Genomic DNA, 14,497 nt, shown 5'->3' on the forward strand with positions numbered 1-14,497 from the left:
GAAGCCGCGGATCCTGTCAGTCCAAGAGCTCGGCGGCGTGATCAGTGCTGATCGAGGTGATGCCGTGCGCGGGAGGCCAGTTCCTGGACGGAGGTGTCTGTGTCGGGCGGGAGGGCGTCGAGTGGCAACCAGGCGAGGTCGTGGGATTCCTCGCTGACGACGTAATCCGTGGATGTCGCGGTGACCAGGAACTGGACGTCGAGGTGGTAGGCGCCGGCGCAGCCGCCCGCTTCTAGTAGGTGGCGGGAGAGCTGGAGCGGCTCGCGGCTGACTGTGAGGGATGAGAGGCCGGATTCCTCAGTTGCTTCGCGGAGGGCGGCGCCGGTCAGTGTGGTGTCGCCAGGCTCGCAGTGACCGCCGAGCTGGAGCCAGCGGCCGACTGTTTTGTGCAGCGTCAGCAGGGTGTTTTGGCCTGCAGCATCGACAACCAGCGCGCTGGCCGTCACGTGCTCCGGGCGGCAGCTGCGCCACATCCCGTCCGGGTGGGTCGAGAGGTGGCGCAGGTAGTGCGCCCGCAGCTCTTCCTGCTCGGCGTCGGGCGCGTGCCACCTCTTCAAGACCTCGACTGCGTCGCCATGAAGCATTCCGCAAGTGTCCACATCCCCGCCTGGACACACTCAGGCGGGGTGTGGAGAACGCCGCAGCTACTTGGCGGGGTTGTCGCCGTCGTCCTCGGTCGGCGGCTCGGGGGTCTCGGCGTCGAGGAAGTCGCTGATGTCGATGTCGGAGAGTTCGCCTGCGTGCTGGGCGAAGCCGATGGGGTCGTCCAGGTCGCCGGTGCTCGGCATCAGGTCCGGATGGGACCAGAGGTTGTCACGGCCTTCGACACCGCGGGCGTCGCGGACGGCGGCCCAGAGGTTCGCGGCGTCGCGGAGGCGGCGGGGGCGCAACTGCAGACCGACGAGGGTCGCGAACGTCTGCTCGGCCGGACCGCCGGCGGCGCGGCGGCGCCGAACCGTTTCGGCGAGCTGGACCGCGGCGGGCATCCGGTCCTTGGTGGCTTCCCGTACGACGTCGTCGACCCAGCCTTCGACCAGGGCCAGCGTGGTTTCGAGCCGGACGAGCGCTGCCTTCTGCTGCTCGGAGTCCTCGGGCTCGAACATGCCGCCGGCGAGTGCCTCCTGCATGGCCTCCGGGTTCTGCGGGTCGATGTCGGCCATCGCGCGCTCGATCTTGCCGGTGTCGACCTCGATGCCGGCCGCGTAGTCGGCAACCGCGGCGAGCAAGTGCTGACGGAGCCACAGCACCCCGGCGTACAGCCGCTGGTGGGCGACCTCACGCAACGCCAGGTACAGCCGGACGTCCTCGTCGGTCAGCCCGAGCCCCTCGGCGAACTTGGCGATGTTGTCGGGCAGCAGGATCGCCTGACCGGTCGGGCCCAGCGGCAGCCCGATGTCGGAGGAGCTGACGACCTCGCCGGCGAGCTCTCCGAGCCCCTGGCCGACCTGCGCGCCGAAGACGGAACCGCCGAGCTGCCGCAGCATCCCGGCCATCGGGCCGGCGAACTGCTGCGCCTCGGCGGGCAGCGCGTTGCCCATCGCGCCGGCGACGTGCTCCGCGACCGGGTCGACGATCGTCTGCCAGACCGGGAGGGTGTTCTCGACCCACTCCGCGCGGCTCCAGGCCGCGGACGTGGCGGACACCTCGGGCAGCGTGGTGGCGTCGTCGAGCCAGTGCTCGGCGAGCCGGACCGCGTCCGCGACCCGATCGCCGTCGGTCGACGTCATCGACCGGTCCCCGGCGGTGGAGACGGTCTTGCGGGCGATGTCCTTGGCCAGGTCCCAGTTCACCGGCTTGCCGTCGGTGGAACCGCTGAGCAACTGCTGGACCTGGGCGAAGATCGCGTTCAGGTCCGGGGTGCCGCCCGCGCCGGCCGCACCGGAGAACTGCTGGAACATGGCCTCGAACGGCGTTCCCTTGAACGGGTTGTCCGGTTCGTCGCTCATCGGAGGGCCTTCCTGTGCGGGTGGGGCGTACTACTCCAACGTACTGGTTCCGTCGACCAGTTCCTCGTCCGGCGACCGCATCGCCGCCTCTGTTCGCCGCAGGCAGAGCCGCGATGCCGGACCGGCCGGCGGACGGCGGGTAGGTGAGCAGGGCAACAGTCTCTCCCGGTGTACGCCGGACCACGCACCGCAGTCTCCGAACGCCCCCGAACGGGAGGTGGTGTCCGGGAGTCGGCGGGCGGGAGGGAGAATTGCGGCGCGGGATCGAATGGTGTGTGGGGACACGGCGGGAATGAGGAACGGGATGAGCGACGCGATCAGGCTGCTGGACATCCGCGACAGTGCGCTGTCCAGCGACGAGGTGCTGGCCGCGGTCGCGGATCCGACGGCGGGCGGAACTGCGCTTTTCATCGGCACTGTGCGCAACCACGACCAGGACAAGCCGGTCGACCGCCTGAGCTACGAGGCCCACCCGGACGCGCTGGAGCACCTGCGGAAGGTGGCGCAGCGTGTTTGCGACGATCCGGCGGTGACGGCGCTGGCCGCCGTACACCGCACCGGGGACCTGGTGATCGGGGACGCCGCGGTGATCGTGGCGGTGGCCGCGTCGCACCGCGATGTGGCGTTCGCCGCGTGCCGGCGACTCATCGACGACCTCAAGGCCGAGGTCCCGATTTGGAAACACCAGAGCTTCAGCGACGGTGGCAGCGAGTGGGTCGGCGCTAACTGACCCGTACGCTGGGCGCATGAAGGTGGCCGGATGAAGGTTTTGGCGTGGCTGGCGTTTCCGCTGATGGCCACGCTGCTGGCGATGTGCTGGGCCGCCTGGCGCGGCTGGCGCAGCCGTGAGCCGCGCCGGTCCGGCGGTGCCTTTGCCTCGGTCGAGGACTTCCGTCGCTTCAACGCCGCACTCGCCGCGCCCGGCCCGCGGGCCACTCCGGAACGTCGTCGCGGCCTCGGTCGTCGTATCCATCAGCCGGTCTCTTCCGAGGTCCGTGGCTCCGGCTCCAAGATCGCAGGGCAGGGTTCGTGACACGTCGTACCGCCACATTGGTCACCTCGATCGTCGTGCTCGTCGTCTCGCTGGGGCTGGTCACCGCCTTCCCGGTACCGTTCGTCTCGTTCAGCCCCGGTCCGGTCAAGGACACGCTGGGGGCGTCGAAGAACAAACCGGTCATCGAGATCACCGGCCATGAGACCTTCCCGACGTCGGGGCAGCTCGATCTGACCACTGTGTCCGTGACCTCTCCGGACCGTCAGCTGACCCTGCCCCAGGCGATGCGGAACTGGCTCGACCCGCACCACGACCTGTTCCCGCGCGACATCATCTATCCGCCGGACCAGAGCGCCGACGAGGTCGAGCAGCAGAACACCGCCGAGATGACGGGCTCGCAGGACAGCGCGGTCGCCGCGGCACTGCAGGCGGCGAACGTCCCGTTCCACACGAAGGTGTCGACGGTCGCGGAGAAGTCCCCGGCCGAAGGCAAGCTGAAGCCGGGTGACATCGTGCTGGCCGTCGACGGTCAGCCGGTGACGCAGGTCCCGCAGGTCGGCGAGTTCGTCCGCAAGCACAAAGTGGGCGAGAACGTCGTCTTCCTGATCCGCCGCGGCACCGCCGAGCAGACCGTCCAGCTGAAGACGGCCGCGACCCCGGGCGACGAGACCCGGCCGATGGTCGGGATCACGATCGGTGTCGACTCGCAGGTGAAGGTGACGGTCAACCTCGGGCAGGACATCGGCGGTCCGAGCGCGGGCACCGCGTTCGCGTTGGCCATCTACGACAAGCTGACGCCGGGCGCGCTGCTGAACGGCAAGCACGTCGCCGGAACCGGCACCATCGACGCGCTCGGCCAGGTCGGCGCGATCGGCGGCATCCAGCAGAAGATCGCGGGCGCCCGCAACGACGGCGCGACGGTGTTCCTGGTCCCGGCGCCGAACTGCGCAGCCGCGCTGCACGCGGACGTGAAGGGCATCCAGCTGGTGAAGATCAGCACGCTGAACGACGCGATCAGCGCCCTGAAAGCGGTCGCCGACGGGAAGGGCGAGGTCCCGTCGTGCAGCCAATGAGTCGTTTGTACGAACCGGCGAACCGAAGGGGAGGGCTGCCGGCATGGATTCCGTAGGCATGCTGCCGTCCGACGCGCTCAGCCGCGCGGTGATCGAGATCGAGAAGCACGTGAGCAGCGCGGGCTGGGACCAGCCCGCGCAGTTGTTCGCGCTGGTCCCGACCGCGGAACTGCTCCGCGCGGAGCCGCAGCTCGCCGCGGAGCTCGGTGCCGAGGACGCGTCCCAGCCGCTGACTCCGGTCGCGCAGGGCGAGCTCCCCGGCGGAGTGGAGGACGAGCATCTGGCCGACACCCTGGGCCGGATCGAATGGCCCGACGGTGTCGCCGGCTGTGCATTGGCGATCGAGCGGATCGTGCTGCCGGCGGCGGCCGAGTCCGGGCTGTCCAGTGTCGAGTCGGACGCCGAACTGGCCCGGCTGGCCGGGAGCGATCCGCGCCGGCACGAGGTCCGGATGGTCGCCGCGGTGCTGCGTGCGGGCGACCGGTTCGGCGCCGTCCGGCTGCGCGCCCACGACGAGGACAGCGCGGTGCTCACCGGCGTCGACTTGGTCCCCACGCTGTGCGAAGTACTGTCTTTGACATTCGAACCTTCGGTCGGCAGCCGGTCGGGTGAAGGTCCTGGGGTCGACGGCATGAGCGACGACGAGGAGAAACCATGAGCGACGGCGTCTACGACATGCCGGAGGAGCCCGCCGCCCGGAGACCACGGCGCAGCGGCGGGCGCCCCCGCGCACTGCTGCCGACGATCGCCACACTGATCGTCCTGCTGATCCTCTTCAGCGTGTTCACCGATGTCTGGACCCAGCGGCTCTGGTACCGGTCGGTGGACCTCGGTTCGGTCTTCAGCACCGTGCTGGGCACCCGGGTGCTGTTGTTCGTGATCGTCGGTCTGCTGATGGCCGCGGCCGTCGTCGCGAACATCATCGTCGCGTTCCGCACCCGACCGCGGGTGGCGCTCGCGCCGTCGCCGAGCCCGGGCTTCGAACGGTACGGCGACCTGTTGCAGCAGCACGGGAAGATCGCGGTCGGAGTGATCGCGACCCTGATGCTGATCTTCGGCGGCTCGGCAGCGTCGGGGGAGTGGAAGGTCTTCCTGGCCTGGCGGAACCGGACCCCCTTCGGCGTCACCGACAAGCACTTCAACAAGGACATCGCGTTCTTCGTCTTCGACTACCCGTGGCTGCGCGTGCTGCTCGGCTTCGGCTACTCGATCGTCCTGCTGTCGCTGGTCGCTGCGATCATCACCCACTACCTCTACGGTGGCTTCCGCCCGTCCGCCAAGGGGCAGAAGGCGTCGGGCGCGGCGCAGGTGCAGTTCTCCGTGCTGCTCGGGCTGCTCGTGCTGCTGAAGGCTTTCAGCTACTGGCTGGATCGGTACGGTCTGACGACCTCCGACGCCAAGCTCTTCACCGGTGTTTCCTACACCGGCGACAACGCCATCCTGCCCAGCAAGGAGATCCTGGCCGTTATCGCGGTCCTGTGCGCGGGGCTGTTCTTCGCCAACGTGGTCCGCCGGACCTGGCTGCTGCCCGGCGTCGGCACGGTGGTGCTGATCCTGTCGGCGATCCTGCTCGGCGCCCTCTGGCCGGCCGCGCTCCAGCAGTTGCGGGTGCGACCGAGCGAGCCGGTGAAGGAAGCGCCGTACATCACGAAGAACATCGAGGCCACGCGTCAGGCGTACGGGCTCGAGGGCGCGGACGTCACCGAGTACCGGGCGGAGACGACGGCCAAGCCGGAGGAGTTGGCGGCCGATGCCGAGGTGCTGCCCGGTATCCGGCTGATCGACCCGACCGTGATCGGTCCGACCTTCGAGCAGCTTCAGCAGGTCCGCGGGTTCTACTCGTTCCCGACCGATCTGGACGTCGACCGGTACAAGGTCAAGGGCAAGGTCAACGACACCGTCATCGCGGTCCGCGAGGTCCAGGTCGACCGGCTGCCGGCCGGCCAGCGCAACTGGAACAACGACCACACCGTCTACACGCACGGCTACGGAGTCGTCGCCGCGAACGGCAACCAGTCGCAGGGCGGCATCCCGGTGTGGACCGAGAAGGACCTGCCGCCGACCGGCGACCTCGGCAAGTACGAGCCGCGGATCTACTTCGGCGAGCAGTCCCCGGACTACTCGATCGTGGGCGCTCCGGCCGGCGGACAGCCGGTCGAGCTCGACACGCCGGAGGGCAAGTCCGGCGGCGACCCGACGCTGAACACCTACGAGGGCAAGGGCGGCGTCCCGATCGGGTCGTTCGCCAACCGGTTGCTCTACGCAACGAAGTTCCGGGACGCGAACATCCTGCTGTCCAGCCGGGTGAACCCCGAGTCGAAGATCCTCTACGACCGCAGCCCGCGCGAGCGGGTGGAGAAGGCGGCGCCGTGGCTGACGCCGGACGGTGACCCGTATCCGGCGATCGTCGACGGCCAGGTGGTCTGGATCGTCGACGGCTACACCACGTCGGACAACTACCCGTACTCCCAGAAGGTCGACCTGGACGTCAGCACCCGGGACACCACGACCGGCCGCGGGACGATCGCGCAGCAGCCGAGCGAGAAGATCAACTACATCCGCAACTCGGTCAAGGCGGTTGTGAACGCCTACGACGGCTCGGTCGAGCTGTACGCCTGGAACGAGAGCGACCCGGTGCTGAAGACCTGGATGAAGGCGTTCCCCGGGACGGTGAAGCCGCGCTCGGACATCTCGCCCGACCTGATGTCGCACCTGCGCTACCCGGAGGACATGTTCAAGGTCCAGCGCGACCTGCTCGCGAAGTACCACGTCGAGGACGCCGGCACGTGGTACCAGAACAGCGACCTGTGGCGCGTCCCGGACGACCCGACCGCGGTCTCGTCCGGCAGTGACTCGGCGACGCATATCAGCCAGCCTCCCTTCTACCTCTCGTTGCGGATGCCCGGTCAGACCGAGCCGAAGTTCTCACTGACGTCGGTGTACGTGCCGAACGGTGAACGGGAGAACCTGACAGCATTCGTAGCCGTCGATGCCGAGGCGACCTCGCCGGACTACGGCAAGTTCCGGGTGCTGCGATTGCCGGGGAACCTGCAGATACCTGGTCCGGGGCAGGTCTACAACAAGTTCCAGACCGACGAAGGCATCAGACAGGCGTTGCTGCCGATCAACCAGCCGAACAGCGGCGCAAGAGCGCAGTACGGCAACTTGCTGACGCTGCCGCTCGGCGGTGGTCTGCTCTACGTCCAGCCGGTGTACTCGGTGCGGACCAGCGGAGCGGGTACTTACCCCGTTCTGCGGTACGTGCTGGTGTCGTTCGGTGACGGCGTGGCCTACGGCGGAACGCTGCAAGAGGCCCTCAACAAGGTCTTCAAGACCAACGTCGACACCGGTGAGCTGCCACCAGGAACCGAGAAACCGCCTACGCAGCAGCCGAACCAGACGGTCAAGCAGGCCATCGCCGACGCACAGGCTGCCTGGACACGAGCGCAGGCAGCCCTGACGAAGGGCGACCTCGCCGGCTACCAGACCAACCTGAACCAGATGAAGGCGGCGCTCGACAGGGCTGCCGCCGCCGCGGCGGGAACGCCCACGCCGACGCCGTCGGCCACGCCGTCCGGCAGTCCGTCGAGTCCACCCGCATCTCCGACGCCATCTAGCCCACCGAGCTCACCGACAGGCTGAGCGCACGGGCTTCCAGGGGCGGCGACACCGACAGTAGTCGGGGTCGCCGCCCTTTCGTCTGCCCCGGCTTGGTTGCCTACGGCATCACGTCGTCGGCTCCGGGTGGAACCCGGCGGCGGTGTCGACCAGATCCTCGTCGGTGAAACGCTCGTGATCGATCGTCACTTCGGCCGCGACGCCGGGCTCGATGAAGTAGAACACCTCGTCGCCGGCGAGGAGACCGTCGTACCCACCGACCTTGACCGGGACGAGCTGCCAGTCGCCCGGCTCCTTCTCCTCATACTCGACGAGGAAGTCCTTCACGGCCTCGAGGTCGGTCAGCCGCTCGCCGCGGAGGGTCTTCACGGTCAGGTCGACCTTGAACGCGCCCTCCGGATCCGGCCCGGTCTCCCAGACCCGGCTGTGGAACGACACGTCCTCCCACTCGTACTCGAAGTCGCTCGGCGTGCCGAGGCCGTCGGGGAGGTTCTCGATCACGAAGCCGTCCAAGGTGCCAGCCCTTTGCTCGGTCGATGGATGAGTCGCTGAGTGCGTCGACGAAGGCGCGAACCCGGTGGCCGAGGCGGGGGCGGTCGTCGAGAGCGCGAGCGCGGCCAGGACGACCGCGCTCCCGGTCACGATACGACGGGCGGACGGCACGGCTCGGGAACGAAGCGATGAACGCGACATGGCTGCCTCCTGGAATCGGCGGCGCCTCGCCTGCTGCGAGACGCCGTTCGTGACCAAGAAGATGCAGCGATCGCACCGCGTCCGGACCGGCGAATCCGGATCTGTGGACAAACCCGGGGTCAGTGCCCGATCAGGCGATGCAGCCGGTGGAACGTCTGCCGGAACCCGAGCCGCGGCCACGTCCGCGACGACAACAGGTTCGTCACCCGCCAGTCCGTCACGACCGACGTGTACCCGGTCTCCGCCGACCACTGCAGCACGGCCTCGCCCAGCGCGCGCCCGGCCCCGAGTCCGCGCGCCGCGGGAAGGACGGCCGCGAACCCGAGGAAGCCGGCGTTGTCGGGCTTCGCCAGACCGTTGTGCGAACTCGACTTGTCCAGCGAACATCCGACCGACGAGCCGATGACCTCACCGTTGTACGAGGCAACGAAGGTCGCGTAGTCCTGGTCGTCGATCGACTCCTGCCAGTCCGCCACCGCCTCCTCCAGCGTCGGCATCTCGCCGGACGAGAACACCGGCGACAGGCCCTGATGACGCGGCAGGGCGAGGTCGAGCTCCGCGAGTACCGGGATGTCCGCGCGGACGGCGCGCCGTACTGCGAGGTTCGGCGGCTGTGCGAGTGGCGACTCGGGGACGGGGCGGACCGCGTGCGCATGCTGCGAGCCGAACGCCAACCGGAACCACGCATCGATCAGTTCAGTGTCGTCGGGCACCAGGACGTAGTGCGCGGTGCGGCCGTCGTCGACCCATTGGGCAGCGGCGGCGCCGTACAGGTCGCGGATGTGTTCCGGCTCACGGACGGCGTGACCGGCGGCCTCCACCCAGATGTTCGGACCCCACACCGGCGAGGGCTTCGGTGCGGCGAGCAGATAGCCGGTCAGTTCGCCGTGCTCGACCATGACGGCGCCTGACGCGCCCTCGCTCTCCCATGCGGCCGTCACTTCGACGAGCGCGAGCTGCTCGTCCTCGTAGTCAGCGGGAAGCAGCGGGTGACGCTTGCGGTGCTCCTGGTGCCGCTCGGCGAGCAAGCCCGCCGCCGCCGGCAGATCAGCCTCCTCGAACGGGCGGATGACGTGTTGGGACATACTCGGACGGTACGCCGGGACGTGCCCGACAGACACGGGTTTTCGCCGGTCCGGAGCCGCGCCGGGGGCCGATTTGGTTGCTCGGCCCAGATCCTCTAAACTAAAGACACAACGACGCGGGGTGGAGCAGCTCGGTAGCTCGCTGGGCTCATAACCCAGAGGTCGCAGGTTCAAATCCTGCCCCCGCTACGGAAGAAGGCCCGGACCATCAGGTCCGGGCCTTCGCTTTGCACTATGTGGGGTCTGAGGACCTGCGGAGACGCGGTCAGGGGCCGTCTCCGTTGTTGTCAGGCGAGGGCCTTGGCCTTGAGGGACTCGTACTCCTCTTGCGAGATCGTGCCGGAGTCGAGCAGTTCCTTGGCGCTGGCAATCTCGTCGGTCGGGCTCTTGGACGTGCTGGCAACCTCCTGGATGTACTTCTCCTGCTCGGCCTTCATCTGTGCAGCCGCCGTCCGCTGCCTCTCGTTCATGCTCCGGCCCCGAGCAATGAGGTAGATCAGTGCCCCCAGCCACGGCACGAGGATCAGCAGGATCGCCCAGCCGGCCTTGGCCCAACCGCTGAGCGAGCGGTCGCCGAACAGGTCCCACAGGCACCGGAACCACACCATCAGTGCGGCGATCCAGATGAAGAACCAGAAGCTCCACAGGAGAACTTCCCCGAAGTCATTCGTAATCGCATCCACGGCCATTTCCTCCCAGTGATGAGCACTCGCGCCGCCCGGCTCACCCAGGTCGGGCCTCCCCTGCGCATCCGACGGGCGTTACGGTTCGCATTGCAGCAGGTCCGGAATGTCAGTTCCTCACCCGCTGGGGGTGAACTCCTCACCTAGGGTGCAGCCGGAGTACTTCCGTTCGGCTCGGTGGCTTCCGCAGATCCATGGTGGACCCGGATGATCTCTGGCAGCCGCGCTTGATGCGACTGGATCGCCCCCTCGCCGTTGGTGACGTCGTACCCAGATCCGTACCCAAACCTGCCCCCGCTTCGTTTTGTCTCTCGCCGCACTCGCTCCCAGGCCTGGGCGCGGTGGAGGTTTCTAAGGGAGCTCTAAAGCTCGCTGAAAGTGCGGCTGAGGGCGGGGCGGTTGTGTGTCGTCCAGGGCGCCGGGACTGTCCGGCGTTCAGGGACGAAAGGGATCACGATGATGAAACGTGCACACCTGCTCGTGGCGACGGTGACCGTGGCGGCGCTGGCCACGACCGGTATGGCGCCGGCGGCGATGGCGGACCCGAAACCCGGCGCGGCGACATCGGGTGCCGCGGTCAAGTCGGACGGGAAAGCCAAACCGGCCAAGAACACCGACCTCGCCAAGATCGCGGCGCAGCTCGGGGTGACGCGCGATCGGCTCGAAGCCGCGCTCGTCGCGGCCAAGATGTCGCTGGGGGGCTCGGACAAGGTCACGCTGGATGCATTCGCCGCGGCGGTCGCGGCGAACCTGCGGTTGCCGGTCGCGCGGGTCAAGGCCGCCGTCGCGCCGTTGTTCCTGAACCCCGGGCGCCCGCGTCCGGGAGACAAGCACGGCGAGCACAAGAAGGACGGCAAGGACAAGAAGGACGGCAGGGACAAGAAGGACGGCAGGGACAAGAAGGACGGCAAGGACAAGAAGGACGATCCGCGCACCTCGCCGTTCGCGAGTGACGCCGCGGCGGCCCGGTTGGCGGCGGCGCTCGGCGTCAGCCGAGCGAAGGCGAAGGCCGCCCTGGTCGCTCTGGTGTCGACGCCCGGCGGGATCGTTCCGACCTCCAAGTCCTTCCGCGACCTGGCCGCCTCGCTCGGGGTCAGCGCAGAGCAGTTGAAGACCGCGTTGGGGGATCTGAAGAAGTCGCTGGACAACGGCTGACAGTCGGCGTCGCTCAGCTCATGAAATCTTCATGATTGACGGCGAGGATGGACGACCATGCGGATACTTGTCGTGGACGACGACCCGGCCGTGCGGCGGTCGTTGGAGCATGCGTTGGGCCGGGACGGTTACGACGTCGCCTCGGTCGCCGATGGGACGTCCGCGCTCGCCGAGCACGGAGTGTTCCGCCCGGACGCAGTGGTGCTCGACGTCTTGATGCCCGAGCCGAACGGGCTCGAGGTCTGCCGGACGCTGCGTTCGGGCGGGTACGACACACCGATCCTGATGCTCACGGCCCGGGACCTGGTCACCGACCGGGTCGCCGGGCTCGACGCTGGGGCGGACGACTACCTGGCCAAGCCGTTCGCTCTGGAGGAGCTGCGAGCCCGGCTGCGAGCACTACTGCGGCGCAGCGGCGCCAGAGCCGAGGTGCTGCACTTCACCGACGTCGACCTGGACCTGAGCGGCCGCCAGGCCAGCCGCGCGGGCCGTCGCCTGGAGCTGACCAAGACGGAGCTGTCCCTGCTCGAGTTGTTCCTGCGCAATCCCCGCCGGGTGCTGAGCCGGACCCAGATCTTCGAGTCCGTCTGGGGCTACGACTTCGGCCCGGAGTCGAATGCGCTGTGGGTCTACATCAGCTACCTGCGCAGCAAACTCGAGGCGGACGGCGGCAGCCGATTGATCCAGACGGTGCGCGGCCTGGGATATGTCCTGCGTGAGGAGCCGTGAACCTGCGTACCCGGCTGGCCATCGCCGGAGGGTCCATCGTCGTAGCCGCCCTGGTACTCGTCTCGGTGGTCCTGTACCCAGCCGTGGAACACGGCCTCCGCGGCCAGATCGACAGTTCGCTCGTGACGGCGGCCGGCCAGGCGCCGGACGTCGCGAAAGCCATCAAGGAGAAGTTCCGGGGTACGTCGAACGAGGGGTCCTTTCCGGCAGTCCCGCTGGGAATCGGGAGCACCCAGCTGCAGATCGTGCCGGACCCGGTCACGGCCGGGCCGTCGGCCCAGTTCGTCGACCTGACAGACCGCGACGTCGCGGTCGCCAACGGAACCGCCGCTGCCTACTTCCGCACTGCGGTGTACAACGACGTTGCCTACCGCATCTACACGGCCAGATTCCCGGGCGCCTCCGGCACGCTGGTGCGCACAGCGATACCGGTGTCGGATCCTGCTCCCACCCTGCGTCGACTCGCCTGGCTGCTCGTGGTGTCCACCTTGGCCGCCGGACTCCTGGCCGCTGTCGCCGCACGTCTCGCTGCCCGTCGCGTCCTCCGGCCTGTCCGGCGGCTGACCGAGACCGTCGAACTGATTCGCACGACCGGCGACCTGGCGATCCCGATCCCGGCCGACGGTCAGGACGAGATCGGGCGGCTCGGCTCCGCGTTCGCCGGGATGACCGCCGCGCTGGACGAGTCGGTCGGCGCCCAGCGCCGCCTGGTGGCCGATGCCTCGCACGAACTGCGTACACCACTGACGAGCCTGACCGTGAACCTCGAACTGCTGGCCGAAGACCTGTACGACGCGCAGGCCCCGCAACTCGCCGCCGAAGCGCTCGACCAGGCGAGCGAACTCAGAACGCTGATCAACGACCTGGTCGATCTGGCGCGCTACGGCCAGCCCGCTTTCCATACCGAAGATGTCCGCCTGGACCTGGTCGCCGAGCGCGTGGCGGCCCGGGCGACGCGGCGGGCGACGCAGATCGAGTTCGAGCTGACCTGCGCGCCCACCCTTGTGCACGGAGATCCTGACGCCTTGGAACGCGCTGTCGCGAACCTGGTGGACAACGCCGTGAAGTGGAGCCCGTCCGGTGGCCAGGTACGGATCAGCGTCAAGGAGGGCACTCTCGACGTCGCGGACGCCGGTCCGGGCATCCCCGACAGCGACCTCGAGTTCGTCTTCGACCGCTTCTATCGGTCACCAGCTGCCCGCGCGCATCCCGGATCAGGGCTGGGCCTGGCCATCGTCCGGCAGGTCGCCGAGGCTCATGGCGGTACAGCTGAAGTCGTACCGCGCAGCACTGGCGCCCTGCTCCGCCTGAAACTGCCGGTGAGTAGTAGGACCTGTCTGCCAGACCTACCCTGAGGGCAGGGGTGGTGGCCATGAGGGAAGCCTGGGAGATTCTGACCGTAGGCCCCGACGATGCGGACCGAGCGGTCCTGCTCCTGCCGGGTGGAGCCAACGCGGCTCGCTCGTTCGACCTGGTGATGGCTGATCAGGCACTGTCCGGGGTTCGCTTGGTGGCGACCACCATGCCGGGTATGGCAGGGGCCCCGCTGACCGGCGACGTGTCCGTGCCGGCATTGGCTCGTACGGCGGGAACGCTGGCCAAGGAACAACGGTGCGACGTGCTGGTGGGTTTCTCGCACGGCGCCACCGTTGCTCTGGAGACGCTGCTGTCCGGTCACTTCCACGGCCCGGTCGTACTGCTGGGCATCAGCCTGACGACCGAGGACGAGGCCGGGTTCTTCCGCGCCGTCGTGCGGGCGTCGCAGCGGGTGGGGAGCTGGCCGATGGCCGTCCTGCTCCGGCTGCTGCCGCTGGTGGTGAGGTTTGCCAAGATCCCTGAGCCGCACAAGCGGGATCTCATCGACGATCTCAAGCAGAACAGGGCCGGCGATTCGGTCCGGGTGAGCGGTCCGTACCTCGACTACATCGCCGCCGACCGTGACTACGCCGCCCAGTTGGCCGCGTCGGGCAGCGCGGTGTGGGTCGTCCACGCGGAGAAGGGCGATGGTGGGCTCACCGACGCTGAGCGCGCCACCCTCGATGCGGCGGCCGACGTGACGCTGGTGACCATCCCCGGCGCGGTGTTTCTGCTGCCGGACGAGGCGCCGGAACAGACGGCGGCAGTGATCGCCACCGCCCTCTCGACGGTGACCTGACTTACTTGACGGCGAGTTCGCCGAGCTCCGACCAGTCGTCCTGGGGGAGTTTGAAGTTGACGATGCGGGGCGTTTCCACCAGGTGCGGCGGGAGGTGCTCCTGGGCCGCCTTGAAGTGGGCCGAGGTGACGTGGTGGGTGGCGGCCTCGTCGTCGGCGAAGGCCTCGACCAGGACGTACTCGTTCGCGTCCTCGACGGAGCGGGACCAGTCGAACCACAAGCAGCCGGGCTCGGCGCGCGTCGCCGCCGTGAAGTCGGCGGTGATCGACGGCCAGTCGGCGGCGTGCTCGGGCTTCACACGGAACTTCGCGGTGATGAAGATCATGGGGACCAACTTATCGGCCGCGGCCGCCGGCGACGGTCGCA

Annotated in this window: 15 protein-coding genes and 1 tRNA gene; 10 read left to right on the plus strand and 6 right to left on the minus strand. The window is 68.6% G+C overall.

All coding sequences use genetic code 11. From position 1 onward, the window contains the following. Nucleotides 1-41 precede the first annotated feature (41 nt). Entirely contained in the window at nt 42-584 is a 543-nt protein-coding gene (locus tag ABZX12_RS29890) for an NUDIX domain-containing protein (RefSeq protein ID WP_355698541.1), read from the minus strand. Nucleotides 585-644: 60 nt separating this feature from the next. Next, nucleotides 645-1,946, minus strand: coding sequence for a zinc-dependent metalloprotease (locus ABZX12_RS29895; RefSeq protein ID WP_355698543.1), 1,302 nt, complete (start codon nt 1,944-1,946; stop codon nt 645-647). A gap of 304 nt (nt 1,947-2,250) precedes the next feature. Between ABZX12_RS29895 and ABZX12_RS29900 the strand changes: the two genes are divergently transcribed. Genes ABZX12_RS29900 through ABZX12_RS29920 form a run of 5 tightly spaced genes read left to right on the plus strand, consistent with a single transcriptional unit; the run spans nt 2,251 to nt 7,655 of the window. Then, entirely contained in the window at nt 2,251-2,676 is a 426-nt protein-coding gene (locus ABZX12_RS29900; RefSeq protein WP_355698545.1) for a molybdenum cofactor biosynthesis protein MoaE, read from the plus strand. Nucleotides 2,677-2,706: 30 nt separating this feature from the next. Then, on the plus strand, nt 2,707-2,979 hold the full coding sequence (locus ABZX12_RS29905; RefSeq protein ID WP_355698547.1) for a hypothetical protein: 273 nt from the start codon (nt 2,707-2,709) through the stop codon (nt 2,977-2,979). After that, the gene (locus ABZX12_RS29910) at nt 2,976-4,013 is read left to right on the plus strand and encodes a PDZ domain-containing protein (protein WP_355698549.1); all 1,038 of its coding nucleotides are present in this window, start codon (nt 2,976-2,978) and stop codon (nt 4,011-4,013) included. The genes ABZX12_RS29905 and ABZX12_RS29910 overlap by 4 nt, the downstream gene beginning before the upstream one ends. A gap of 43 nt (nt 4,014-4,056) precedes the next feature. After that, entirely contained in the window at nt 4,057-4,671 is a 615-nt protein-coding gene (locus ABZX12_RS29915) for a PPA1309 family protein (RefSeq protein WP_355698551.1), read from the plus strand. Beyond that, nucleotides 4,668-7,655, plus strand: a complete 2,988-nt coding sequence (locus ABZX12_RS29920) for a UPF0182 family protein (RefSeq protein ID WP_355698553.1) — start codon at nt 4,668-4,670, stop codon at nt 7,653-7,655. The genes ABZX12_RS29915 and ABZX12_RS29920 overlap by 4 nt, the downstream gene beginning before the upstream one ends. An 84-nt stretch (nt 7,656-7,739) precedes the next feature. Here ABZX12_RS29920 and ABZX12_RS29925 read toward each other — a convergent pair whose 3' ends face one another. Both ABZX12_RS29925 and ABZX12_RS29930 read right to left on the minus strand, forming a co-directional pair. Next, nucleotides 7,740-8,273, minus strand: a complete 534-nt coding sequence (locus ABZX12_RS29925; RefSeq protein ID WP_355698555.1) for a hypothetical protein — start codon at nt 8,271-8,273, stop codon at nt 7,740-7,742. 170 nt (nt 8,274-8,443) lie between these two features. Then, entirely contained in the window at nt 8,444-9,409 is a 966-nt protein-coding gene (locus ABZX12_RS29930) for a GNAT family N-acetyltransferase (RefSeq protein ID WP_355698556.1), read from the minus strand. Nucleotides 9,410-9,524: 115 nt separating this feature from the next. On the opposite strand from ABZX12_RS29930, the gene ABZX12_RS29935 reads away from it, so the two are divergent. After that, nucleotides 9,525-9,598 (plus strand) — tRNA-Met (locus ABZX12_RS29935). Nucleotides 9,599-9,696: 98 nt separating this feature from the next. On the opposite strand, the gene ABZX12_RS29940 is transcribed toward ABZX12_RS29935, so the two are convergent. After that, nucleotides 9,697-10,098 carry an SHOCT domain-containing protein gene (locus ABZX12_RS29940; protein ID WP_355698558.1) on the minus strand — a complete coding sequence of 134 codons (402 nt, stop codon included), beginning with the start codon at nt 10,096-10,098 and terminating at the stop codon, nt 9,697-9,699. A 453-nt stretch (nt 10,099-10,551) separates the two neighbouring features. On the opposite strand from ABZX12_RS29940, the gene ABZX12_RS29945 reads away from it, so the two are divergent. Genes ABZX12_RS29945 through ABZX12_RS29960 form a run of 4 tightly spaced genes read left to right on the plus strand, consistent with a single transcriptional unit; the run spans nt 10,552 to nt 14,131 of the window. Continuing rightward, entirely contained in the window at nt 10,552-11,247 is a 696-nt protein-coding gene (locus ABZX12_RS29945) for a hypothetical protein (RefSeq protein WP_355698560.1), read from the plus strand. 57 nt (nt 11,248-11,304) lie between these two features. Continuing rightward, a complete protein-coding gene (locus ABZX12_RS29950) occupies nt 11,305-11,976 on the plus strand; it encodes a response regulator transcription factor (protein WP_355698562.1) in 672 nt (223 codons plus the stop codon). Continuing rightward, a complete protein-coding gene (locus ABZX12_RS29955) occupies nt 11,973-13,331 on the plus strand; it encodes a HAMP domain-containing sensor histidine kinase (protein ID WP_355698564.1) in 1,359 nt (452 codons plus the stop codon). The genes ABZX12_RS29950 and ABZX12_RS29955 overlap by 4 nt, the downstream gene beginning before the upstream one ends. A 17-nt stretch (nt 13,332-13,348) precedes the next feature. Beyond that, a complete protein-coding gene (locus ABZX12_RS29960; RefSeq protein ID WP_355698565.1) occupies nt 13,349-14,131 on the plus strand; it encodes an alpha/beta hydrolase in 783 nt (260 codons plus the stop codon). A gap of 1 nt (nt 14,132) precedes the next feature. Here the strand turns inward: ABZX12_RS29960 and ABZX12_RS29965 are convergent, their stop codons facing one another. Further along, the gene (locus ABZX12_RS29965) at nt 14,133-14,456 is read right to left on the minus strand and encodes a putative quinol monooxygenase (protein WP_355698567.1); all 324 of its coding nucleotides are present in this window, start codon (nt 14,454-14,456) and stop codon (nt 14,133-14,135) included. Nucleotides 14,457-14,497: the final 41 nt, after the last annotated feature.

The sequence above is a fragment of the Kribbella sp. NPDC003505 genome (assembly GCF_040610875.1).
GTDB lineage: Bacteria > Actinomycetota > Actinomycetes > Propionibacteriales > Kribbellaceae > Kribbella.